Below are 22,921 nucleotides of genomic sequence, written 5' to 3'. Positions count from 1 at the left end.
GTAACTCCCCCCTTTCTCTTCTATACATATGCGGATATACAGGCAAAGTTTGGGCAGCTGTCCGCTACTTGCGCAAAAGTATCAGCATCCGTACAAACAAGCTGCACTGCTTTTCCATAAGCTGTAAAGGAGCCTCTATCGTGTCGCGGCGTGTTGGCAAGCCAGTTTTTCTGGCGAAAAACTCTAAGCTTATGCTTTCGACGTCAGTTTTTCTGACGAAAAACTCTAAGGAGTGAAGTAGATGGTCAATCCCTATGTGGGTATATTAGTGAACGATTCCTTATACGAAGGCATTCCCCTAGGGAACACAAAATATGAAGCCATCCATTTTTACAGTGACGCTGGCAAACAATTTGGCATCACCCCTTGCTACTTCCGTATGCAGGATGTTCACATTCATACGATGAGAGTTCATGCCTATGTGCAAAGAGGGACTCGATATGTGCGTGAGTGGATTGCCCTGCCGAAAATCATTCATAATCGCGCCATTTACTTGGACGCCACCTCCGATCAGGAGCTGGAAAGTTGGACACAGCACGGCATTCACGTTTTTAACCGATGGAATCGGTACAGCAAGCTGCAAATTCACGAAATATTGCTGCTGGATGACACTATCAGACCCCATCTGCCCGGCACCTACCCCGCCACCCTCAAAAATATGAAAGTCATGATGAGTGCCTACGACTCTATCATTATCAAACCAACGAACTCCAGCATCGGGCGCGGTGTTATGAAAATGGACCGAACCCCCACGGGCTGGCAGCTTGTTTATCCCGCGACACTGAAAATCAGCAATAAAGTTTGGCGGCAGGTCAACTTTCGCAAACAACTGCCGTTAACCCTGCGGCGCAAAATCCAAAGCCGCGCCTACCTCGTGCAACAGCGCCTGCCTTTGGCTACCTATGACAAACGTCCCTTCGACATGCGTGTATCTGTGCAGCGCGGAGCCTGCGGCGATTGGGGCGTGACAGGAATCGTCGCCAAGGTCGCTTCGCGCAAGCTGTTCTTGACCAATGTGGCACAAGGAGGCCAAGTGAGGACGCTGACGGAAATTTTGGCGGCCGACTATCCGTCGCTGAATTCCCGCGCGGTGTGTGAACAAATTTCGGAGTTCGCCCTTCAGGTAGCGAGGTTTCTAAGCAGGCATTTGCCGCATTTGGCCGATCTCGGACTGGATATCGGGATCACCACGGATGGTTATCCTCTATTCATTGAATGTAACGTGTAGTTAGAGAATAAGTTCATATTTATTTCAAAGAGCTTTCTTGAATGTTACAGCCGTGGCAGCGAATGTCGGGATCATCTAGGATCAGTTCATCTGATTATTGAAACTAAAAAAATCCTCCATCAAATATGGGAGGATTTTTACTTTAAGAAGTTCCTTCAGCCTTTTTTTCAGTGCTAGGTAGACTCTGAGTTAAGTCAACATATGCGACTGCGTGTTGTGAAGGTGTATATTTACTTACAACTATCCTGCTGGCACCAAAAATATTTTGTGATGGGTACCGTAACAGTCCAGAATCTTGTGATAAAATATTATTAGTCCCTGAAAGATTGGCAATGGCTACATGCATAGCATCTTGCGGACCGCCTCCAAAGTTACGGTATAGATAACTTGAAAGCCGTCTTACTTTTTGCTGCTCAACATCAGTTTCAATTCCGTATTGCTCAAGAAGGGATACAACTGCCTCTGTCTCATTTTCTACATCCTCTGATATAGATTGGGAGGTAGCCTCATCAACTGTATTCTCAGCAATTTTCCATGCGTAAATATGTTTACCGCCTATATTAGAATCATTTATTCCATTTTGATAAGCATGATCAGCGTATTTCCCTATATGGATAATTTTTTTCACTTCATCTATCGTGTGGTATGACCAGGTTGCCATTCCACCTCGTCTGACGTTCTCTTGAAGATAATCCTCTACTAAGGGACCGAGTGGCCGTCCTAATACCATATCCAGAACAGGGTTAGCTTCGATGTAAACTAGGTCTGAAAAAACCCCAGTATTATTCCAGTTGCCTTTTCTGATACTAAAGGCTTGAGAGATACTTCCAGCACTACTCATCCACTCTACCTCCATTTGAAGCAGAGTAACATTCGTACGCTTTCGAGTTAATTTTCAATCCAAGATCTTTGAATGATCTAAATGGTGTGCTCTCATTTTTACCTTGTGCTGCCTTCTGATGTTTAAATGCATCCGTCAATTGTTTTTTCTTTTCCATCGGACCTTTATAATCCCTCATTAATTAGACCTCTCTTCTTGGAAAGGCTTATTTAGCTATAAAGTCTGCGAGCCATAGGCTGGAATTCCTTCTCAATCACGTCAACCATCGCCATTAGGGACTCTACTGAATAATTTTCAGTTTGGATAACACAATCCATAAAATATCTTTGAGCATTATTAAACACCGGTTCAATCTTTAGTTCTCCACCAAAGTCTGCACGTTTAAATGGAATCCGTAATCCGACTGAAAGTGCACCTTCAAATAATTCTACATGAGTTAATCCCTTTCCTTGTTCCAAGGTATTCTTCTCAGAAGGATAAACTCGTTCAAGTTTAAGTTGTAACGAGGAATTATTACCATCTAAGAAAAGTATGTCCAGAAACTTGTCAAATGTTGCAACAACAGCTTCTGGTTTTCTTAGCAGTTCTTCAGCAATAGACGAATTTGCGCCAATTGTTATTTGATTTTGTGCAAGCGCTATTACTGTGCCGCTTGACTTTTCGATGAAATGAGCCATTACACCATTTACGTTTTGAATCAGGTCATAGCCTGATTCAATAATACGTTTAATTTTTTTATCAGAAATCTCACCAATTGATTTCACAAGGCTGATATTTAAATTGACTGTTTCATAATTCATAATTATGTTTCAGGCTCCTTTTTCATGCTATATTGAGGCAGATTTTCACTGCCTTTCCCATCCAATATTTCCATTTTCTCGGAAGAAAAGTTTAAGCCCACTTTACTAAGACTTGTCTTAGTAAAGCTATTATCACATGCTTCCGTTTTGCCGTATATATGATTTCGACATAAAACAACAATTTATTCGATAAAATTTTTCTTTCAACTAATAAATAAAAGTTATAGTAAATTGATTCTCGAAATAACCTTTTTTCTATATTATGTAAATAGAATTATGAAAAGCCCCTCTAATCTAAGAAGATTGAGGGACTTTTCTATGCATACCTTATCTCCACTGATTTATTTTGTAGCCAATTTTCAATCATTTTCTTTTCTACTGCGTCTCCAGTTCTTAGGGTGATCCGGCTGACTTGGATTCGGCTGATCTTTATCTAGTACCCAAGTTTTCCCGATCTGAATGGCTTTAACCTTTCCCTCGCGACAAAGATGTTTTACTGTGTCTTGATTGGAATATCCCCAAAGCCTCGCAGCTTCTTCGGTGCCCATAATATGTTCCAAAGGGTTCATGTCATTTCCGCCTAGCTTTAATTAGATAAAGCGTATACGAGCATATTCCAAGTGTGACGATTATCAATGCAAAGTTTATGATCGTTAGTAATAGCATGGCGGTTCCTCCTTTTTTCCTTGTCATAATCGTGATATAATGGGGTTAGAATGTAAGGGAGGAAGGGGATGGGCACCATCCCTCTTCCTGAAGGTATTAACTCCTTCGTTTGTTTCTAGAGCGCCTCAACCGTTGCGAGCGGTTGGGGTTTTTACTTTTTATTTGACGTGTAGGAACTTTTCTTTTCCCACTGTTTACCCTTGCTGTTTTCAGATTAATGATTGCTGTTATTAACTGAATGAGCAGGATACCCGTTGTCATTAGAAGCATTTGCACTTCATCACCTCCCTTACATTTATAATTATATCATATCCGATATCGGAGGTCAAGGAAAATAATTGTTCTGTATGAAATAATTAACTTAATCTTATATAAATGGTTTGTGGTAGTAAATCGGAGTAAAACGAAGAAAACGAGAGTTTGTAAGTTTGATTAATTACGACAAAAATCAAATGTTCCACGGGGAGTAAATCGGCGCTCATGGGGGAATTTGAACGAATTTGAGAACCGGAATTCCAGACATATTCACAAAATATCGAATTTTATACATATGTCTTTGCTGGGCAATAATTATTGGATGTTTTTTAAATGTCTCAAAATGGATTATCTATGGTAAACTTAGGTAATTATTACTCGGGGGATGATGAACGTGAAATATGGATTTCGCACGCCCAGTTTAAAGAAGCGAATCGCAGCGCGTACAAGCCTGAAGAGACAGATTGTACATCGAATTGGTATTAAAATGCCGAGGGGCTATGGATGGCTAAGAAACCCGAAGAAAGCCGCCTATAACAAGATATATAATCGAAGAACGTTTGATATTTTCAGCTTGATCAAGAAACTTTTCAAATAAAAATGGCCCTCAATCCCTATTAGGGAAAGAGGGCTTTTTATTTCGCTTTAATCTTATTTATTGTAATGGTTGTCCTGAAGCTTTGCGCAATTCATTAGCAAGCCAGTGAATATAAACAGCTTCATCATTCGCGCCTGCTTTGTCGGCTTTCTCCCAATCTGGTGAGAGCCATGTATTGATGATTGTATTTGCTACTCCACTATCAAGCACTGCCTTTTGTTGAATTGCCATTCCTACTTTCCATCCTCCCGCATCCCCGTTAGATTCATCTCGATCGATACCGATCCCATTCACGGTGACGTCATTTTCGTATTGATAAACATTTGGATCACTTACTTTGGCGCCACGACTCCACGCATATGTTTGCCATATTTTGTTGACTACATCTCGTTTTCGCATCTCTTCGCATATTTCATACTCGCCATAAATACCAAGTTCGTAGCCTTCTATTTGCTCGTCAAATGCACGGAGATAAGCTTCAATCGCATTATAATGAGATGTGTTTACATCCGTATCAACAGCAGCGTAAATAACAGTTCCTTCCGGCTGCCCAACCTCCTTTGCATACTTGAGTGCTAAAGCCCCATCTTCTTTCCCTTGAACTGCCCCAGATAGCGCATTTTCTGCGCCACGTTCAAAGACGGAAACCAACCAAAGTCCTGCATTAGTGCAAACGTTAGCTTCACTAGCTGTAAGACGCTTCCACGAACCCACTGGGGCGAGATACCTACATACAAACGTAAATCCTTGATTAACAAAAAGAGCCGCTGTCTTGGCGTTCAGCGGTGTTGCACAATCGAAACCCTTACTCATTGACCATCACCCTTTCTTGCCTGTGCTCGCTCGATCTTTGCTTTAATTTCACTACTCACAAAAGCAGTTACGCTTTTCGGAATCCATTGCTCCCAACCGGCTCTATAAGCATTAGCCGTCATGCTCTCCCATGTATGATAAATAAGCATAATTGTGATTGCGAAGAAGGCGTATCCTGGCTGATTTATGCCAAACACTGTAAACGTAACTTTATCAAGCAACCCGCCAATGATTGGAAGCCAAAGCATTAAGATCGTACGGGGAATGGCTTGAATGCCATACTCAGAAGCATAGGTGTTATCTTTCTTTGCTGCGGCAGTTCCGGTGATCCAATCAGCAATGATAACCGCAATAAACAATATAAAAGCCCAAGCCTTCCCATTGCTAAATGACTGCAAAATAAATGGTCCAATAATCGCTCCAATGGTAGCTGCCCCTGCATTTGCGGGTTTAAATAATGTCTCTAGAGTAAGCGCTGATTGTAGAAATTTGTTCATGACTCCTCTTTTCTGCCTTGAAGGGCTTTTTGATTAAATATTGAAAAGACAACAACCATTTTTAGGAAGTCGTCTGTTAGGCTACTACTATTGCGTTTCGTAAATCAATCCAATGCTGTCCCTTACGGTTTACGGTTGTATCAATTATTGAATCTGTCGACCATGTAGGCGCTGTTACGATTAAGGCCGTGTAGATGTCTCTAATGGCTTGTCGCAGTTCGATGAGATGAGCCGCTCTAACATTTGTAGGAGTTACTCCATTCCAATCGGTAATGACCGAATCCGTCCAAACGACAGAAGCCAATCCCCTAGCTTGACGAACTGCATTCACATTCGTTCTAATTTCATCAATTGTTCGTTTGCTGATAGCTGTATCATCCGCAGCTATAGTAGTTGTCCATGAAACAGCCTGTATCGAGATAGAGACTGCTGTACTCCAAGTTCCCCAATCCTTACCATCATACGCTCGAATCTGCACATACAGAGTGCCTAACGGTAGATCCGTTTGAGGAATATAAGAAACAGCTCCTCCTGATGCGACACTTGTGCCAGACCATCCAGACCAGCCACTTACGACCGTTGATGCTTTGGTATCCAAAATCGTAGATGAGAAGTTGCTGACCGTACTTACCTGAATTTGAAAGTCAGTCAGAGTACTATCATTAGCGTCCGTTGGTGTAAATCTAAATTTTGGTCTTCTGTTGAATATATATCCCGCAGAAACTAGATTCGTTTGTGTCGTTACTGCATAGCTATTTGTTGTGAATGTTGTATAGTTTAATACGCCTGTATTTCCAGAATTATCTGTATACGTCACTCCCCAACGGTACTGGGTTCCTGGAGTCAAGCCAGTGAAACTATAGGTCAGACCTGCCACGCTTTTGGGAAATCCTGATTCTGTGACCCATGTGCTGCCGTTCCATTTTTGAAGTGTCAGAGTCGTGAGCAATAACCCTGAAGAGTTTGCGCCGTCACTGAATGCAGACCATGAAACGCCATTTGAAATTGCGTAGGGTATGCCGTTAGTTTGTGTTGGTGCAGTCGGCTTAACTGTATCCCTAAATACAAAAGGCTGCCCTATCCAAGATACATTTCCCGCAGCATCATACGCTCTGAAATCATAATGCCAATTTCCGTCAATGTTGATATCTGTAACATCGAAATAATAGTCGTTTGTCGATCCGTTCCTAGTCATATTCCCCAAAAGATAATAACTACTATCCGGTCTTACTGCATATACCGAAATATACTGCACCGCAACGTTATCGACTACACCGTAAGCCCATACTCTCGCAGCGTTACCCGTTATGTATTGTTGCGCTGATACGCTAGTGATAACAGGTATAGCTGTATCCACACCAAAATAAACGTTGTAGAACGTGGTATCACCGGGAGTGCCTATACCCGGCCCGCTATTAGCTCCCGCAGAGTCGCGAACCATCATTCGCAAATAATATGTTCCGTCCGAAGTGATCCAATCGGCGGGCATCTGCCAACTTCTCACATTGCCGTTTAGCCATCCAGTGTCTTTCATAACGAAAGAATAAGCGCTATCTACTAGCTGAATCCAGTATTGACTTTGGTAGTCACCGGCATCTGGATCACTGAAGTTCCAAGTGACAACCGGCGTTCGTGTATTGATCCATGAATTCGCCGCAGGGTACGTAATCACAGGTGCGTTGGGTTGTGTGTTGGACGTTCTCGCCTGGTCCGTGTACGTTCCGCTAGCGTTCTTCCTCCACATGTAATAATACGTGGAAGCGAGGGTATTAGGGTCGTGAGACATAGACGGCGAATTAACTAGAGTCGTAGAAATATTACCCGAGTCCAATAGGGTGGGAGCACTCCATGAAGACACATCATTAACAGCCGAAGTGGCTATGAAGACTTCAGAAGTTGATGTAGTACTAGAATTCTTAGTACTGTAAATTGCTACTACGCGCCCCTGATTGTCTATTGTTGCTTGAACGTCTTGCATGTTGAAACTCTGCGTACCAAAAGTGTACTTAGTTTCCCAAGATACCCCACCGTTCCCGGATCGCATAGCAGTTATGTACCCATTCCCTCCACCTGCTGTCACAAAGAACAGGTAGCCGTTCGTAGGATTCTTAACCAACGACATAGCATTGTATGGACCTTGCGGATTCGGCGCATAACCAAATTGGTTCATATCCACTATACCCAATTGGGCAAGTGTCGTAGGTCTTTGCACAGTACCCTTACCTAGAAATAGATGGGCTGTCATACTATTTTGGTAAGCTACGATAGGCTGACCACTTGCGTTTACGGTAATAGCAACTTCTTCAACGGTTTGCCCGGATGTCTGTACAAGCGTAACTGAAGTCCAAGTTGTCCCTAAGTCACCCGACCATAGATAGAAAGCTACATAGTTACCGTTAACGCCCTGATAATGAGCCGTTACAGCGTGTAAGGTATTTGTACTTGCGTCATATACCATATCAATAGCTCTTGCGGGTCCGTTTATGTACGCAACCCCATTCGCTGTAGCTCCAACTGTCGTAGCATCAAACCTAAAGCAAATCAGGTATCCACTACTCGTTTGTGGGTTGTCCACTGTAGCCAATACAATGACGGTTGTGCCTGTTGAAACAATAGATGAACTTGACGAAGCATATCTACTAGCAGATGGATAATACAGTTGTGTCAAAACTGTCCATGTATTTCCATTATCCGTGGACTTCATGACACGGTTACTAGCTAGTCCTTCAGACACTATAGCAATCAGCCACCCGTTGCTTAGTTTGGTGACCTTACGTCCAGAAGCACTACCGGCTGCCTGCGAAGATGTGTAAATTACTGCCATTCTATTTACTCCTTCCCCAAAAGAAAACGCCCCAATTAAGGAGCGTACTTTGTCGCTTGTGCAAATTTTGCATTTAAGAGCTGTAATGTCACAGCGTGCATGGGTGCCGTTGGATCGGCGGGAAGGGTTATCCCTGTGCCTGTAAAAACAGGATTATTGACTGGCGCTCTCGATGTATCAGATGGGTGAATATGATCTTGGCGTGAATAAGCTTCGGACGTTCCAGGTGCTGCCGCACCGTTCATACCTGGATTTGCCGTCCCTGCTACAGCGAAATTATCTCGAATTTCTAAAAGAGCTTTATATGTTCGATGAAATAGCCAGTTGAAATAACTAGCTGGCGGTTTATCTTCTGCTTGCCAGCCATTGGTTTTTTTAGATAACGGCGGTTCAGTTCCTTCTGCCAACCATTCAGGAAGTGCCTCATTAAAACTCATTTAATATCATCCTTTCTAAATGGGTAAGTCCGTGTTGTTACCAGGCGCGTAGGCAGCACCTAAATACCCACCGATTACCCCATCGTCATTACTAAAACCGGCAGTGGAGCTACTCTCCGTTGTATCACCGCTAGCGAATTGAAACGTACCTGTCATTTCAACAGCCCCTACACGCACCCCGGCAGCCACGGTTTGTTGAACAATACGCGCGAACTGCGGTGGTGACATTCCTGCCTCGTTAACTGCCTTCAGCGGCATTTTAATAAGTGAAATCGATGCAGGTTCGGGGGCGAAGGATTCTGCATACAGTTCTTTAATTTCAATTTCACTAGGTTCGCAATTCAGCGCCGTGGATATAACGCCGATGATGGTATTGATATCACCTGTGCTGAGATTTCGGGCAATCTTTGATTTAATCAAAATCCGATAAACCTCGTCCGTCGCCACCCCGCGAGACTGATTAACAATGTTTCCGATTCTATCGAGTGTCGTGCCTTCAGCTACATCAATTTCCCGCCAATTCCGCATGCGTTCAAATGTTATCTCAACTTCGTGCAATTGATCCGCTAGGATGTTTAAGAGTTTCCCCAGATTACTGTCAGGGTTTTTGGCGAACTTATCCGATAACCGGCTGATCATGGTAAACAGATTAATCATTGAATACTCACCACCGTCACAAGTGCGTGTGAAGTCTGAGCGACTTCACTGGGTGCAATGGGTAAATTGCTTTGCGTCCATGTCGTGCCGTTTGTACTGATCTCTGCTTGCACATCGGTTACTCCGTCAACTTGGAAGGCGGCTGCTATTAATCGAGATTGGATGACGTCATCCCCCATATTCAAACCTACAAACAAGGTGCCGTCTTCATCGAGTCCACCCAAGTATTTAATAGCGGAAGTTCTAATAAGTGCATCACCTTCAGAGGGATAACGATTATCTTTTTTGATCGTAAACCTGATATGAACATGGATTTCGTCCGCATAAGAAAATTTCATAATATGATCGAATCCAGCATCATCTTTCACGGTCACAAGCTCATTGCCATGGGGTTCAATGCCTGCCGCTTTCGTGTCTAATATGGCTTGGCCGATCGTTTGAGGCGTTCCGCCTAACACGTAACATTCAAAAGACTTTGCAGGTCTGCCGCTTATGTCCTCTTCATTGGTGTAGTTTTCAATGACGGCTGCTGCACGAACGCCTGCTACTTTTAAGAGTTCTGCTCGGAGTGCGCCGTGTGTGGCCTTCCCTCTCCCTTCGCTAGAGATAGTGAAACGGTCTCGGAACTCTTGATCTGTTTCATCTTCTCTGCCGCCAGTTGTGGGTTCCATGTTCGTTGCTGCCGTAATGTTGGCAGTAGGATTCACGATAAGGGTGATTTGTCCCGCATCGACATTACCCGTTTTCCCTGGCATGACTGCGCGAATCTCGCCCGAACCGGTACCGCCAGTTAGCGTGATCGCACTCACGGTTTCAAATACAATGTCACTGCTCGTTTTAATTCGGAATCCAGCTGCCTGTGTGTGACCAGGCGTACCAATTAGCCGAATGGTTCCTGTCGCTTGCATAGGTGGCAGCGCTTTGATTCCCGCATAGGGGCCAAGCTTTTTTAAATTAGCCCCCGTTGCTGTATTGGGGTAGGCGGAATTATATACATCTTCGGCGAGTTGCCAAACCGTCGCCAGGAACCATGTGAAAATGCGAAGCAGGATGCCCATTACGGATTTTTCAGACGTGTTAATTTGCTGCCCGTAAACCTCTTTCGCTTTCGCTTCCATTTCAGCAAAAATATCAGCGAATCGCTTCCGCTTAAAACCGTTCTTATCCAGTGCCACCTGTAACCACCTCCCCTGTTGTGCTGGTAGCTTTAAAACTGATTTCACTTTCCCGCGTTTTCGTATTCAAATTGACTTTGATTTCATCGATCGTCTGTATTCGTGGTTCTTGGCGCAACCCTGATCGAATTTCTTCACGGATTACATCCTCGCGAATGTTCTTGGCGTTTAGTTTTTCAAAATCAATGCCCATACTGGGATTTAAGAACCATTCGCCCTGATTCGTACCAAGAATGATTTCGCAGCACTGCGCAATTTCTTCTGTACCCTCCACCAGCACAAGATCGTTATTATCAAATGTCAAATCGCCATTACTTAATTTTGGAGACTGCACGGCATCACCCCCACAATAATGGCGTCGTTATGGCTGTGCATGCGTTTGCTATCAGGTTGTGCAACTTGTCCGCTGAGTACTTTCGTCAATTCGCGGTCCGAACAAACAACCAACACAGCATCACCTGCACGTAAGGAAGGCTTATAAATACGTTCCATGCCGTCAATCATGAACCGCTGGCCAAGTGCGGGTACATTTTGGATAGGTGATGGATCTGCTTCTCCCATCGTTTTTAAAAGTGGCTGAACAACGGCCATACAGGTGGCATCATTAAAGGAAATCACTTTGCAGGGAAAAGATACGCAAAGGGAAGACGTGTTGCTATCAATAAGCCCTTGAATGAGCGTAACCAGTGCGCTCGATGGGTCAACTTGTGTCATGGCTGGATTGCCTCCATTTCGGTCATAAAGTCGCCAGAATTACTGAAGGAATGAGAACCAGCGCGGACATGTAAGCGACCTTGAAATAGTCTGCTATCTAGGTCAATGACGGAAGCCGTGGTAATTCGATATTGTAATTGGGATTTGATGTTGAATCCCTTAAATGAATCTTCTTCAAAAGGTTCCGGCGAACCAATCATCCCTGTGGAAACTGACAGGGCAAAAGCGTCGTCGCTTCCATATCGTAGATTACGGATGTAAAGCTTATTCTTGTTGACATAAGCGGACGTTCCGCAATCTGCGGCAATATCACTAATAATCTTTGTAACTTCGCCTTTGGCTGTATATCCATCCTCGTATCGCATATCTTGGTTTAAATCAAATTGTGCCAGTGGAAGTCCAAGCTGCTTGGCCATGTCTTTTAGAATGTAACTGGCAAGTGTTCCGTTGGCGTAGGCAATTTCTACTTTCCGTTTGGAAAGGTCCTCGGAGTCCAGGACATAGATGCTTGTGATCCGATCGACGCCGTTTTGCTTCGTAGCTACCTTTGACACATAACCGTGAAGGATTAAACCAATATCTCCACGATAACCGGCGTTAATCACGGCCACTTGACCGCGCTTTAGTTCGGCAATGGTTTCGAAACTGAGATTCCAAATTTTAATTTCTGATTCGTTGGGTAGTGGATCATTGTCAAAGGGGATTGTACCTTCGATCGTAAATTTGTCACTCTGAAAGCTGCGCTGACCAATCATAACTTCAACATAACGCCCAAAGTTAGCCATCTAGCTCACCACCATCTAAATAAAGAAAAACCGTCTCGCTGAGTGTTGTCCAAGTAACAGAATTGCTTTGTGCTGAAAGATCATAAGGAATAATTTTAACAGTAGGAAACCGAGAATCGGCAACATCGCCGAACAAAGGCACGCCGTATACAATTCTTTCCCCATACGCTAGCGCCTCGCCGTTTTTAGATAAATCCACTGTAAAAAAATCGAAGTCACCATTGTAATGAACTTCAAACGTAAACATGACGTCAGCGATCGCAATGTCAAAACGGTACGGGATATTTTGTTTTTCAATATCGATATATTCCATATCATCACCTCATGTCGCCCACGGACTGCCTGCCTTGAAAGTAACTTTCTCAACTTCTTTTTCACTGCCCTTGGTTGACTTTTTCTTTTGTTTGGTTCCCGAACTAATAACGGGTGCCGCCGCTGCACGAACGGGTGCTGGAAGCTCGTCGACGTAAGAGGATTCCGCAATTTTGATTTCTCTGAGCGTCATGGAAAACGTATAGCCATTGGCGACCGTGTAGTCATGCTTGGTTGAAAGAGATTGAATTAGACCAACGAAAAAATTTCGTCCATCGTACTGAACGATAGAACCTGCGTTCATGAGTCCAATTAATGCCTCCCGGGTTTGGGCAGCGTCATCACCAACTATGAGGCCGGATATGCTCATGCCTTTTGCTTTCGGCTGAACATGATCCGCGATATTAGCCCCTTTTTCTACGGGCTGCTCGGTCATGTCAATTTCATAGGAAGGATCTTCTGTCTCTACCGTGATGTAGATCCCATTGATAAGCGCCATCTGACATCAACCTCCTAGCGCTGCACGCCGAATTGAACTATCAATAATATCCTGCACAATCTCTTTGACCTCGCCGACAATACTCGCACCAAGGTTTTGTGCATTGGTTGTTTCGCCTTCCACTTTGACCGTAAGGAAGAGTTCGATCCGTTGTGAATTTCCTCCAGCGCTCGCACTCTCGTTTCCTACGGACGCGCTTGCGCGTGCTGGTGGGAGATGCTGAGTTTGTGCATCTGTCACTTCGCTGGCGAGATCCGTCGAAGCCTGTGACACCATGGATTCCGTCCCAGAAATCCCATCGGCCAGACCTGCACCCGTGTAGTATCCGACTTCCATCATTACACGCGAAGGCGAATGAATGCCGAGAAAGTCTTTAATGCCGTCTGTAATTCCGCTGCCAATATTTTTAATGGTGTCTCCCACACTACTGGCCATGTTGCTCATCCCGTTGATTAAGCCTTGGATAACGTTTTTTCCGATATCAAACAAGTCAATCCCCGTGAGAAAGTTCATGACATTACTCCAAGTATTCGTAAAGAAGTCGCCGACTTCCGTTAGAGTTGTAACCGTAAAGGATTTAATTTGATCCCAGTAACCAATGACAAGCATTACAAGGGGGGCTAGAGGACCTGCCAGCAGCGCCAGCGCATAGGGCCAGTACGCTGCAAAGAAGTCGCCGATCGATTGGAATACGCCGACAATCCAATCTTTGAACAGACTCCACTTTTCACTCAGCCAAGTGCTAATTTCTCCCCAATGTTTAAAGGCGTACACAATGCCGACGATTGCTGCAACGACCGCTACACCAATTGCAATAAACGGCAGCCACGGGGCTACAGCCGCCCAGCCAGCGGCAGCGGAAAGATATAACTGGATGCTCCATGCGGTGAATGTCGGAATCATGGCATAACCAATGACGGCGGCAAGACCGGCCATAGCGGGTATAATGTAGTCCATTTTGCCAGCCAAAAATCCGATCGTGTCCGCCGTAAGCGAAATAGCTCCGCCAAGCGTATCTCCGAGCGCTGCACCTACAGCCATAATTTCAGGTTGATGGCTCGCCATCCATTGACCGAATTCAGACAGGTAAGGAAGCAATTTTTCGCCAAAAGGAATAAGGATGCCCACTTCAATTTGCCTGCCAAGTACGCCAAAGGCTTGCCCTGGTGAGGTAAATTTGATTTCGTTAACCTGGTCCATGCTGTCTTTCGTCATATCGAATTGTTTGCGCGCTGTGCCGAGTGCGGCAATGACTGGTGCTTCCAAGTCTTCAAATTGTGAACCGAGCAATGAGACGCCGACTGTATTTCGCTGGACAGGGTCTTCGATATCAGAAATCATCTGCATGATTTGTGAAAATGATTTCTTAGCCTCTGGACCACCGTGTGCAAAGGTTTGCATCATCTTATCTGCGTCAAGGCCCAACATTTTAAAGGCTTGCACCGTTGTGGTCGATCCATCTTTTGCACGGATATTAAACTCTTTGACGGCATCCCCAACCTTGTCTAGGTTAAACGCCCCCGCATCGAGTCCCGCGCTGAATGTGTCGAACATATCATTCGCTGAAAATCCGAGTGACTTAAACTGCGGCGCATACTCGTTCGCGGTATCCAGCAACTCACCTGATTTATCCAAACCATTTTGCGCACCTTGCGCCAGCAATGAAAAGGATTCTTTCGATGAGATTCCGAAATTTTTCATCATGGTATCGGCGGTCTTGACCGATTCAGGTACCTCATATCCGAAAGCATTTCGCATGAGTAAAGCTTCTTTGGTTGTTTCCTCAAGTTCAGACCCTGTTTGTTTGGTGAATTGCTTTACGGTGGAAATAGCATTGCCCAAATCGTTCCAGTCTTCACCAAAATTCTGCGAATAGAGATTTTTGGCAATCTCTCTCGTGTCAGCCATCTGTTCGGCGCTGGCCCCTGTCGCCATCTGTACTTTGGACATCGATTTTTCAAATTCGCTGGATGCATGTATGGCAGCTATACCAAAACCGGCCATCGATGCAGCGGCCGCAACGCCAAATGCAACCACGCCTTTAGTTAATGAGGAGACTTGATTGTCAGCTTGTTTAATGGCTTTATCGGAAATTTTAAACCCGACCGCGTACATGAGGTTACTCACCACGCCCATGATACTACCTCCTTTCTTTTGACGGGAATGAGAAAGGACGCCCTGTAGGGCGCCCTTTTTACCTTTTCTTATGCTTTTCTGCTGCTGCTTTTTCTTGTTCAATATGGATGTCCAGTGCCGCGTTTGCTTCAAGGATGTCATCCGGATCTAATAAATCCAGTTCACTGTAGCGAATAACGCCGCCAATAACTAATCGCCACTGGAACCAATTGGCTTCAGCCCTACTTCGAGCTTCCTTCTTGGAGATTGTCATCGTCATCATCCATTCCATTGGCGAATTTGTAGGCTGCACCGACAACTTCGTCATATTCCTTCATGGAGGAGAAGTCCTCCATTTTCATTTTTGGCTCCACAATGACTGTTTTCAGCATTTCTTCCGCAATTTTTTCTTCTTGTGGAACGCCAAATTTATTTTTTACTCGATCACGAATTTGTGTGGCTGTGCGGATACCTGGGAACTGGAAAGTAAAAGTGTTACCTGCGCAAGAAGTGAAGTTCTTTTGTTTAAAATTCATATGTCATCGTCTCCTATTCCATTTTCAAATCAAGGCATTGAAATTCATACTCGCGGTCCTCTGCTTCTGCACCATATGTACGCGGGGCAGGTTTCTTCACAAAAGCTTCTGTTGCAGTTGATGTTTCCCGCGTATCACCTGCATAAATGACGGTAATGGGTACTAGTTTGCCGCTGTTGGCTAGGCCGTCTAAAAAAGCGACTTGGGGGCTTGTTGGTTGCAGCGTTGCTTTAATGGTCCCGAGCTTGTTATTGACTTTTGCACGAACGACGTCGCCCTGTGCACCCACCTTGACCGTATAGTTGTCTTCGTCTTTTTCAACCGTCACTGGCGTATCAGAAAACCCAGTTAAATACACGCCATCCACGATAGCAGAGACATTGTTCACATCATACGTTTTCGTTGTTGACATCGGATATGCCCTCCTTAGGTTTTGATGATCCCGCGAATCTTCGTTTGATGAATCGCTCCAGCAAGCTCAAAGCTAAATTTTCCTTCGTTGTATTCGCGCGCTGCCCGGTCTGCGGGATCTACATCCGCCCGGCTTTTAAACTCCGTGGCGTAAATTCCGTTACCTGTTTCATCAGAGGCAATCATGCCTTGATTATAAGCCCGTTGAAGAACGGTTTTCACAGTGCTCTCCAGCTGCGCAATCCCGTTATTGTCATAAGCAATTTTTGGTGATGCGTTCAACAACTTTTGCACGGCATATTCAACGGATGCTCGGATGTAATCCTTGGCATGAATAATATCGATGTACTCACCGCTAACAACTTTTCCTTCGCTTGTCACAGGATCGCCAGCTTTAAGTACATATGTATTTCCGCCCTTTGCATGAATGTTGGCCAGTTCGGTAGCGTCAATGTCCATGGGGAGGATGCCCGTTAGCTTTTTAAATTTCCATGTGACACTGCCAACAGGCGCTGATCCGGCGCGACCAATCCATGCCGTTTCTGGATACTTGGCTACTTCCTGCGCTGTATGATAAAACATGGTGGTTCGCGTGTAGTTCTCGGCAAGGATTTCCGCCAAGTCTGTTGCCGAACTGGTCCGTCCAAAGAACTGCCGACTGTCATCTTGCTCTACAGCTTCCGCAATGGTTGTAATATCGTCGATGGTTGTTGTTGTTGTCACTAGAAAGTACCAGTCCTGTAAGAACAACTTCGATAGTGCGTCTTCTAGTGTTTCCGGCGTTGCTCCCGTTTTACGAGCATAGATGGCAATCTCAGCCGGTGAGTCGTCGCCCTGTCCGAAAAGAGCAGCAGCAGCTTTATATTCTTCCGTACTCGTGCCATAATCCACTTTTACGGCGTCTAGATCCAAGTATGTCTTATACGCCTTTCCTGTCGCGTTGGCGCCTAAAATGAGTGGCTTCCCAAAACCTAGTTTCGGGGTGGGTTTTTGAATATCAATCACGACAATGACGTCGTTTTTCGAGCTTGTCAATTGCATTCACTCCTTTGAATGTCCGCTGAATCAATGCTGAATTCAGCGGTTTGCATCGTATTCATGGTTCGCATTTCCACATCAAACCCGTGTCGGCGCTCCCATTCATTTCCAATCATCACATCTCGGTTTTGAACGGGTCCGGCGCGGATCACAACCACATTGACGGAAGAACTGAGAATCTCTCGACCTTCGGTTAGTAGCCATTCACGGATTTTTAGGGCGTTTTCAATGCTCTCGTCCTTATAAGCCGCATAGGAATGAAACGACACAGTAAACTCTATCGTTTCCGTGAGTGTTTTCACGGTACCGTCAAACGCTTCCGCTGGCAATCCTAGCGCTGTGCCGGGAAATTCAACGAAATCGTAGGTAATGTACGGGTACGCATCCACAGGTCCGCTATCGTTCATTTCTATTAGAGGCAAGCCTGTTGCCGTCGCAAGCCCCCGGACGATGGAAGACCGAATACTACGGAAGGGGATCATGTGTCGTCACCCGTTTCAAGATATATTTGTTGGTGTCGCATTGCCCCGAACGATCACCATCCACAATCACACGGTATTGCTTACCCTCATACTCCACAATGTGGCTATTCTCGTGCTTGTACGCCGTGTAGAGCGCGCGATCGTCTTCGGTGTATCTTCCGCCTTCACCTTGAAGAAGTCTCGCCCCTAGAGGTTGAATAACACCTTTGAGCGTTGACCTTTCAAGTTCTCCTTTTCGATAGACGCCGTCACCATCGCGGCCCGATTGCCCTAATACGAGAAGGTCATAGGCCACTTCATATTTCCGCATGACGGACTGAAACCTGATCATGGATTCACCTTCCTTTTCTCACCACGACAAACGTAATTGATTTACGCAAATGTTCCTCCATGACGAGAATCTTATTTGATCCTTTTCGCCTGGCATAGATGGTACTAAGCGGCGGCGATTTGATTTTATCGAAGTTCTTCAGCGTCCGATCCTTGCCCGTTGTGCCAATGTTAATGAGCAAACGGCGTGCATCCCCTTGATCATGCACAAGCTCCGTGATGCCTTTGCGCACCAGTTTAGATATGGCTGCCGCTGATTTCTTTTTCCCTGATCCAATGAACGAACGGGCTGGGATGTTCATTTTTCTTGAACCATATTCGAGAATACCGGCAATCATCGCGGTTTCTGCATCGCTCTCGACCCCAATATGAACCTCTTGTGTGGTTAGCGCCCTTAATTTCTTTAAAATGGAGGGCATAAAGGTATTTTCCGTGATTTCAACGTTAGCTCTACGGCTTCGTGTTCGTCTTGGTGCCATTACACATTCCTACTAACATAGGGAGATAGCAGCGCACGAACGGGACCAGGCAGGTTATCTCCCTCGCTTTGATAGGTGACAGCAATGTCGCCTACACGTTCCGAAGTAACGCCAGGCGTTCGCAAAAAGGTCATCGCGAGTAAAATCACAGCCGTTTCAATGGATTTGGGCAAATTAGCGGGAAGTTCCTCCGTTGCTTGTTCGTCGGTGACATAACCGCCAGTATAGGTCACTTCGAGTGTATGGTTTCTCCCGAGCCAACCACAGGTACGAATCAACGTTCCGCGCTCCTGGACGATATCAAAGTCTTCAATTAAAGTCTCGTGATGACGAACCGATGAGACGGTTTGAACTGGGTAATTTCGAAGCAAGAGTTCCTTGCCTTCAACACCATTCACACGTTCCGTTTTGGTAAGTAGAGCGAGTGAACGGTTACAGTAGGTTTCGACCGCGACGGAAGCTGCTTGAAGGGCAAACCCAATCAAGTCGTCTTCAACACCTGGAATAAACTTTTTAGCTATGGCAATTGAGGTCAGCATGGTTTCCTCCACAAATAAAAAGCCGCTCGAAGTGTTTCAAGCGGCTTCCGGCTTCTTTTAGTTAGCTAGTTCGGTAGGCGACGTCTTCAATCACTTCTGCTGCGATTAGGGTTGCTGCATTGGAAACGGCGAACGAAAGACCGACAAACTTGCCGTCTGGGATTGCCGCCGGATCAATACAGAAATCAATGATCGAACTACCTGCTGCGCCGGTGATGGTTGCCGCCTTGCCATCTGCTTTGCGAACATTATTTACATAGATGGGCACATCAACAGGATAGGCTGCTGCGTTCTGGCCACCTGCACTGTCTGCATATTTCAGTGATAACACTAAATCAGCGGCGTTGCCTTTGGTGACGATCGCGCGAAGCGTTGCGCCCATAGTGCCAGGCGTCAATTTTACGTAGGCTTGGGCGGCAGCTGCCGTATTTTGGGCATCGAGTAAAGGACGTGAGCGAAATCGATCGGAAATTTTCGTAAACATAGAGGGTTCCTCCTTATAATAAGAGCCGTTCACTAAAACGGCTCTTTGAAATGATTACGTGCTGTTTTATCCGCGTGTATCGAGTGTAACGAACGAGCTTCGCAGATTGTTGGAGTTTTTGATTTTCAGTTTCTTATTTTGTTTCGGCATACCATTAGCTCTGAAGATAAAGCGGAAGCAGTTTTCAGCCGTCAAGAACTGCACGTGAATGGATGTTGCTGCATCTACGCCGCCTTTATATGCGAGCATGTATTGGGAAAGGTCAACAAAATTGACGTCGCCTTGCGTACCGAGTGCAGAGCAATGATCGCTGTCCACGATCGGACGACCGCGAAGCACATCAATTGTACCTTCCTGCGATGCTGGCAGATAAATCGGAACGCCGCCGTTTCCAACCGGGAAATCAAGGAAATCAAACTGCTCATGCGCATCCGGGTGAGCCAGCCAAATGCTTCTCGACTTGTTCAATACGCGGTTGTACATTTTCGAGAGATTTGTCCATTTGATAGATCCAGCATCTTGTCCGCTTTCTTTTGCAATGGAAACCAGGGAGCCGCTAGAAAGAATCCCTTGTGGCTTGCCGACACCATCGCCAGATAAAATAGCGCCCTCAAGTGCGCGCTGAATGCCCAACTGGAACGCTCTTGTGTATAGTGTGTTCACAAAGCTGGAATCACTATCAAGCTCATAGGTGGAATAAGCAAATCCCATCAGCTTCTCAAGCTTGAGTTCTTTCTCTGCCAACTTCGGCTGGGACTTTGCAACGGTACCCGCCTCAGATGCCCAGTACACTTTAACGCCTCCAAACACTGACGAACTGACATCGTCTTCATCAATGTCCACCCATTTGACTGAGTTGGAACCATCCGTGACCTGGTAGCTGTCCACCTTTGGGAGGATGTCGCCAGCTTTGGCTGCTGAATCCATCATAAGTCCCGCGAAATCAGTCTGAATGGCAAAGCCTCCGTCAGCACCAGTACCCGAGTTTCCGCCCATGGCATTTTGAACGGTACGTAGGTTTTCCGAAATATTTCCATTGGCTGCATCGCGAATATCGAGAAGCTGCTGCGCAAAGTTTTTGTATGGCTTTGGCATTGACTCGTTCACATAATCCAAAACGGGCTTGTTCACTGGCGCTTTATCATTGGCTTCACGATCGGCCTGTTTTTGAAGGAATACGATCTGTTTTTCGTTGTTGTCATATTCCTTTTCCATGCTCTCATAGTTCGTGATATCTTCATCCGACATGGTGTCTTTGTCTGTCAATGCGCGCATGTTCTTCAGCAGTACATCCTGTTTGGCCAAAAGCTGGGTTAATTTGTTCATAGTGCGTGCCTCCTGTTTTGTAATTCGCGTACTTTGACGCGCATTTTAAATGCATCCGCGCTGTGGCTATTTGCCGGAGCAGGATCGTTTTTATTTGACTTATGGTCTTGCATTTTCTTCCACTGCTCAAAAAAGCGAGACATCACCGAGTTTGCGCTGTTCATGATGGCTACACGACTGAACGAAGATGAATTCTCGACGGGTGGTTGTTCGTCATTCACGGTCGAACTCGAGTCGTACAACATGCCATCAGCAAATCCGTCCGCCATCGCTTTGCGCGCGCTCATCCACGTTTCTTCATCCATTAATTTAGAAAGCTTGTTACGGCTCAGGTTTGTTTTCGCCTGATACGCATTAATAATTGTCTCCTTGACCTCATCTAGCACGTCGGCGGTATGCCGCATGTCTTTGGCTTCCCCACTCGCGCCGGTCCATGGATTGTGAATCATGAGGATGCTGGGCGGGCTCATCAGTATTTCATCCGCTGCCATTGCAATGACGGAAGCAGCGGAAACTGCTTTGCCATCAATCTTGGCTGTGACCTTGCCTTTGTGCTCTTTAATCGCGTTATACATCCCAGCGGCTGCAAATACATCACCGCCCCAACTGTCGATCCAAATCGTCAGGTTTTTCCCCTTGTGTTCAGTGAGCTGCTGGCGGAAGGCATTGGGAGAGGCAGCAGGGATCTCGAACCATTCATAAATCCAGGCGTCATCATCACTGACAATTTCACCTTGAATGCGCAGTTCAACATCTTCGCCATCCTCACCCACATTTCGGAAGCTCCAAAACGACATTTATGCCACCTCTCTTTCTGTTATCATCTTGTAAATCTCATCGACAAGTGCTTTCGTGTCACTGGATTTGCCTGCCGGTTTCGGTTTTCCAGCCTCGTTCATGTTCAGTGGCTCTAAGTAAATATCGCCATTTGGAATTGGGCTAAGATTCTCCAGTTTACGAATGTCATTGACCGATAACCAACCCCACTGTCGCCCGAGCGCATACGATTCAGCGCGGCTTTTAGCATCTCCGCGAAGCAGGCCATCAATTTTAAATTCCACATAAAAACCAGCCATTCGTTCGGCTGGTGTTAGGAGTTGCATATTAATGTTTTCTTCCCAACGCTTGAACCATGGCAGCATTGTATACATGACAAATTCCAAAGATTGCTGCTCAATATTGTTATTGGTTGCCTTGTCCAAGTTCTGTACGAGATGCAAGGGCACACGGTAAATTCGGCAGATATCTTCAATTTGAAATTTCTTATTTTCAATCAGTTGCGCATCGGCCGGAGCAATAACAAAGGGCTGATATTTCCCGCCGCCTTCTAGCAGCATCGGCGTCCCTACATTGATTGTGCCTTGGTAGTTCTGCTTCAGTTCTTCTTTCAACCGTTTAAAAGCATCGTCAGAGAGTTCGCCTTCAAACGAAAAAGCGCCGCTTGGCGCTGCGCCATTCCTATAGAAGTTCACGCCGAATTTTTCATACGCTTGACCGAGCCAAATCGCAGAGGAAGCGTACTGGATCGGGGAGATCCCGATAACACCATCTAAACTTAGCCCAGGAATGTGAAATACCTGGTTACGCGTGAGCGTCTTGGGTCCAACCTTATACTCTAGCTTCATCGTGTCTTTGTTGCGCCCGATTGCGACTTGTTGGTGCTGATAGGGATACAGTCCAACCAGGTTGCCCCTTCGGTCAACTAGGCGCTCACAGACGGAATTTCCGCCGGTGTTGAGTTGAATCATGCACTGCTCTTTAAAATTGAAAGGACTCATTTCCTCATTAGGCTGATTATGCAGAATATCATAAACCGCCAAGTCGTTGCGCGCCTCGCGGTCGCCGTCTTCTTTCTTGCGGTAGAGCTGCACGGGCACGCTGGCTATCGTTTCGGATAGGACACGAAGACAAGCTAATACCACCGAATATTTCATGGCGGCGGTCGTGGATAAGGGGCCGACACCCGTTGATGGGATGCGGACTTCGTCGTCGCCGATAAGAAATTTTTGTACCATGTCGTCAAAATTATTCGAAAATAGAAATCGCGCCTTCTGAAGCAAATTCACTCTTCTCTCACCTC

Annotated in this window: 30 protein-coding genes; 2 read left to right on the top strand and 28 right to left on the bottom strand. The window is 45.6% G+C overall.

Annotation, left to right across the window (positions count from 1 at the left end; all coding sequences use genetic code 11):
• Nucleotides 1–241: 241 nt before the first annotated feature.
• Nucleotides 242–1,228, top strand: coding sequence for a YheC/YheD family endospore coat-associated protein (locus tag AC3WTJ_RS00410; RefSeq protein WP_492520096.1), 987 nt, complete (start codon nucleotides 242–244; stop codon nucleotides 1,226–1,228).
• A gap of 142 nt (nucleotides 1,229–1,370) precedes the next feature.
• Here AC3WTJ_RS00410 and AC3WTJ_RS00405 read toward each other — a convergent pair whose 3' ends face one another.
• The 4 genes from AC3WTJ_RS00405 to AC3WTJ_RS00390 all read right to left on the bottom strand — a co-directional run bounded on the left by AC3WTJ_RS00405 (nucleotide 1,371) and on the right by AC3WTJ_RS00390 (nucleotide 3,438).
• The gene (locus AC3WTJ_RS00405; RefSeq protein ID WP_492520095.1) at nucleotides 1,371–2,069 is read right to left on the bottom strand and encodes a hypothetical protein; all 699 of its coding nucleotides are present in this window, start codon (nucleotides 2,067–2,069) and stop codon (nucleotides 1,371–1,373) included.
• On the bottom strand, nucleotides 2,062–2,247 hold the full coding sequence (locus AC3WTJ_RS00400; protein ID WP_492520094.1) for a hypothetical protein: 186 nt from the start codon (nucleotides 2,245–2,247) through the stop codon (nucleotides 2,062–2,064). The genes AC3WTJ_RS00405 and AC3WTJ_RS00400 overlap by 8 nt, the downstream gene beginning before the upstream one ends.
• A 31-nt stretch (nucleotides 2,248–2,278) precedes the next feature.
• Nucleotides 2,279–2,869, bottom strand: coding sequence for a hypothetical protein (locus AC3WTJ_RS00395; protein ID WP_492520093.1), 591 nt, complete (start codon nucleotides 2,867–2,869; stop codon nucleotides 2,279–2,281).
• A 359-nt stretch (nucleotides 2,870–3,228) separates the two neighbouring features.
• Nucleotides 3,229–3,438 (bottom strand): helix-turn-helix domain-containing protein, encoded by a 210-nt coding sequence (locus AC3WTJ_RS00390; protein ID WP_492520092.1) that lies wholly within the window; start codon nucleotides 3,436–3,438, stop codon nucleotides 3,229–3,231.
• A gap of 685 nt (nucleotides 3,439–4,123) precedes the next feature.
• Between AC3WTJ_RS00390 and AC3WTJ_RS00385 the strand changes: the two genes are divergently transcribed.
• Nucleotides 4,124–4,276, top strand: a complete 153-nt coding sequence (locus AC3WTJ_RS00385) for a hypothetical protein (protein WP_492520988.1) — start codon at nucleotides 4,124–4,126, stop codon at nucleotides 4,274–4,276.
• A gap of 169 nt (nucleotides 4,277–4,445) precedes the next feature.
• On the opposite strand, the gene AC3WTJ_RS00380 is transcribed toward AC3WTJ_RS00385, so the two are convergent.
• The 24 genes from AC3WTJ_RS00380 to AC3WTJ_RS00265 form a co-directional block, all read right to left on the bottom strand.
• Nucleotides 4,446–5,201, bottom strand: a complete 756-nt coding sequence (locus AC3WTJ_RS00380) for a glycoside hydrolase domain-containing protein (RefSeq protein WP_492520091.1) — start codon at nucleotides 5,199–5,201, stop codon at nucleotides 4,446–4,448.
• Nucleotides 5,198–5,698 (bottom strand): phage holin family protein, encoded by a 501-nt coding sequence (locus tag AC3WTJ_RS00375; protein WP_492520090.1) that lies wholly within the window; start codon nucleotides 5,696–5,698, stop codon nucleotides 5,198–5,200. The genes AC3WTJ_RS00380 and AC3WTJ_RS00375 overlap by 4 nt, the downstream gene beginning before the upstream one ends.
• Nucleotides 5,699–5,774: 76 nt before the next feature.
• On the bottom strand, nucleotides 5,775–8,522 hold the full coding sequence (locus AC3WTJ_RS00370; protein WP_492520089.1) for a phage tail protein: 2,748 nt from the start codon (nucleotides 8,520–8,522) through the stop codon (nucleotides 5,775–5,777).
• A gap of 35 nt (nucleotides 8,523–8,557) precedes the next feature.
• On the bottom strand, nucleotides 8,558–8,959 hold the full coding sequence (locus tag AC3WTJ_RS00365) for a hypothetical protein (protein ID WP_492520088.1): 402 nt from the start codon (nucleotides 8,957–8,959) through the stop codon (nucleotides 8,558–8,560).
• Between the two features lie 15 nt (nucleotides 8,960–8,974).
• Nucleotides 8,975–9,616: a hypothetical protein gene (locus tag AC3WTJ_RS00360; protein WP_492520087.1), complete on the bottom strand. Its 642-nt coding sequence runs from the start codon at nucleotides 9,614–9,616 to the stop codon at nucleotides 8,975–8,977.
• Entirely contained in the window at nucleotides 9,613–10,791 is a 1,179-nt protein-coding gene (locus AC3WTJ_RS00355; RefSeq protein ID WP_492520086.1) for a baseplate J/gp47 family protein, read from the bottom strand. Before AC3WTJ_RS00355 ends, AC3WTJ_RS00360 begins: the two co-directional genes overlap by 4 nt.
• The gene (locus tag AC3WTJ_RS00350) at nucleotides 10,778–11,125 is read right to left on the bottom strand and encodes a DUF2634 domain-containing protein (protein ID WP_492520085.1); all 348 of its coding nucleotides are present in this window, start codon (nucleotides 11,123–11,125) and stop codon (nucleotides 10,778–10,780) included. The genes AC3WTJ_RS00355 and AC3WTJ_RS00350 overlap by 14 nt, the downstream gene beginning before the upstream one ends.
• A complete protein-coding gene (locus tag AC3WTJ_RS00345) occupies nucleotides 11,107–11,505 on the bottom strand; it encodes a Gp138 family membrane-puncturing spike protein (protein ID WP_492520084.1) in 399 nt (132 codons plus the stop codon). The genes AC3WTJ_RS00350 and AC3WTJ_RS00345 overlap by 19 nt, the downstream gene beginning before the upstream one ends.
• Nucleotides 11,502–12,290 (bottom strand): phage protein, encoded by a 789-nt coding sequence (locus tag AC3WTJ_RS00340; RefSeq protein ID WP_492520083.1) that lies wholly within the window; start codon nucleotides 12,288–12,290, stop codon nucleotides 11,502–11,504. The genes AC3WTJ_RS00345 and AC3WTJ_RS00340 overlap by 4 nt, the downstream gene beginning before the upstream one ends.
• Entirely contained in the window at nucleotides 12,283–12,603 is a 321-nt protein-coding gene (locus AC3WTJ_RS00335; RefSeq protein WP_492520082.1) for a phage baseplate plug family protein, read from the bottom strand. The genes AC3WTJ_RS00340 and AC3WTJ_RS00335 overlap by 8 nt, the downstream gene beginning before the upstream one ends.
• 9 nt (nucleotides 12,604–12,612) lie before the next feature.
• Nucleotides 12,613–13,101, bottom strand: a complete 489-nt coding sequence (locus tag AC3WTJ_RS00330) for a phage baseplate protein (protein WP_492520081.1) — start codon at nucleotides 13,099–13,101, stop codon at nucleotides 12,613–12,615.
• Between the two features lie 6 nt (nucleotides 13,102–13,107).
• A complete protein-coding gene (locus AC3WTJ_RS00325) occupies nucleotides 13,108–15,237 on the bottom strand; it encodes a phage tail tape measure protein (RefSeq protein WP_492520080.1) in 2,130 nt (709 codons plus the stop codon).
• Between the two features lie 58 nt (nucleotides 15,238–15,295).
• The gene (locus AC3WTJ_RS00320; protein WP_492520079.1) at nucleotides 15,296–15,490 is read right to left on the bottom strand and encodes a hypothetical protein; all 195 of its coding nucleotides are present in this window, start codon (nucleotides 15,488–15,490) and stop codon (nucleotides 15,296–15,298) included.
• Entirely contained in the window at nucleotides 15,459–15,752 is a 294-nt protein-coding gene (locus tag AC3WTJ_RS00315; protein ID WP_492520078.1) for a hypothetical protein, read from the bottom strand. Before AC3WTJ_RS00315 ends, AC3WTJ_RS00320 begins: the two co-directional genes overlap by 32 nt.
• A 13-nt stretch (nucleotides 15,753–15,765) precedes the next feature.
• Complete coding sequence (locus tag AC3WTJ_RS00310) at nucleotides 15,766–16,164, bottom strand: phage structural protein (protein WP_492520077.1); 399 nt, start codon at nucleotides 16,162–16,164, stop codon at nucleotides 15,766–15,768.
• Between the two features lie 14 nt (nucleotides 16,165–16,178).
• Nucleotides 16,179–17,198 carry a DUF3383 family protein gene (locus AC3WTJ_RS00305; RefSeq protein ID WP_492520076.1) on the bottom strand — a complete coding sequence of 340 codons (1,020 nt, stop codon included), beginning with the start codon at nucleotides 17,196–17,198 and terminating at the stop codon, nucleotides 16,179–16,181.
• Nucleotides 17,195–17,683: a phage neck terminator protein gene (locus AC3WTJ_RS00300; RefSeq protein WP_492520075.1), complete on the bottom strand. Its 489-nt coding sequence runs from the start codon at nucleotides 17,681–17,683 to the stop codon at nucleotides 17,195–17,197. The genes AC3WTJ_RS00305 and AC3WTJ_RS00300 overlap by 4 nt, the downstream gene beginning before the upstream one ends.
• A complete protein-coding gene (locus tag AC3WTJ_RS00295) occupies nucleotides 17,667–18,014 on the bottom strand; it encodes a hypothetical protein (protein WP_492520074.1) in 348 nt (115 codons plus the stop codon). The genes AC3WTJ_RS00300 and AC3WTJ_RS00295 overlap by 17 nt, the downstream gene beginning before the upstream one ends.
• Nucleotides 18,015–18,018: 4 nt before the next feature.
• Nucleotides 18,019–18,492 carry a phage virion morphogenesis protein gene (locus AC3WTJ_RS00290; protein WP_492520073.1) on the bottom strand — a complete coding sequence of 158 codons (474 nt, stop codon included), beginning with the start codon at nucleotides 18,490–18,492 and terminating at the stop codon, nucleotides 18,019–18,021.
• Complete coding sequence (locus AC3WTJ_RS00285; RefSeq protein WP_492520072.1) at nucleotides 18,492–19,031, bottom strand: phage gp6-like head-tail connector protein; 540 nt, start codon at nucleotides 19,029–19,031, stop codon at nucleotides 18,492–18,494. Before AC3WTJ_RS00285 ends, AC3WTJ_RS00290 begins: the two co-directional genes overlap by 1 nt.
• A gap of 61 nt (nucleotides 19,032–19,092) precedes the next feature.
• A complete protein-coding gene (locus AC3WTJ_RS00280) occupies nucleotides 19,093–19,548 on the bottom strand; it encodes a hypothetical protein (protein ID WP_492520071.1) in 456 nt (151 codons plus the stop codon).
• Between the two features lie 33 nt (nucleotides 19,549–19,581).
• Nucleotides 19,582–20,841 (bottom strand): phage major capsid protein, encoded by a 1,260-nt coding sequence (locus AC3WTJ_RS00275; RefSeq protein ID WP_492520070.1) that lies wholly within the window; start codon nucleotides 20,839–20,841, stop codon nucleotides 19,582–19,584.
• Nucleotides 20,838–21,638, bottom strand: a complete 801-nt coding sequence (locus AC3WTJ_RS00270; protein ID WP_492520069.1) for a head maturation protease, ClpP-related — start codon at nucleotides 21,636–21,638, stop codon at nucleotides 20,838–20,840. Before AC3WTJ_RS00270 ends, AC3WTJ_RS00275 begins: the two co-directional genes overlap by 4 nt.
• Entirely contained in the window at nucleotides 21,639–22,907 is a 1,269-nt protein-coding gene (locus tag AC3WTJ_RS00265) for a phage portal protein (RefSeq protein ID WP_492520068.1), read from the bottom strand. It lies immediately after the preceding gene.
• Nucleotides 22,908–22,921: the final 14 nt, after the last annotated feature.

The sequence above is a fragment of the Paenibacillus sp. FW101-FHT12H11 genome (genome assembly GCF_058790355.1).
This window is presented reverse-complemented; position numbering and strand designations above follow the sequence as displayed.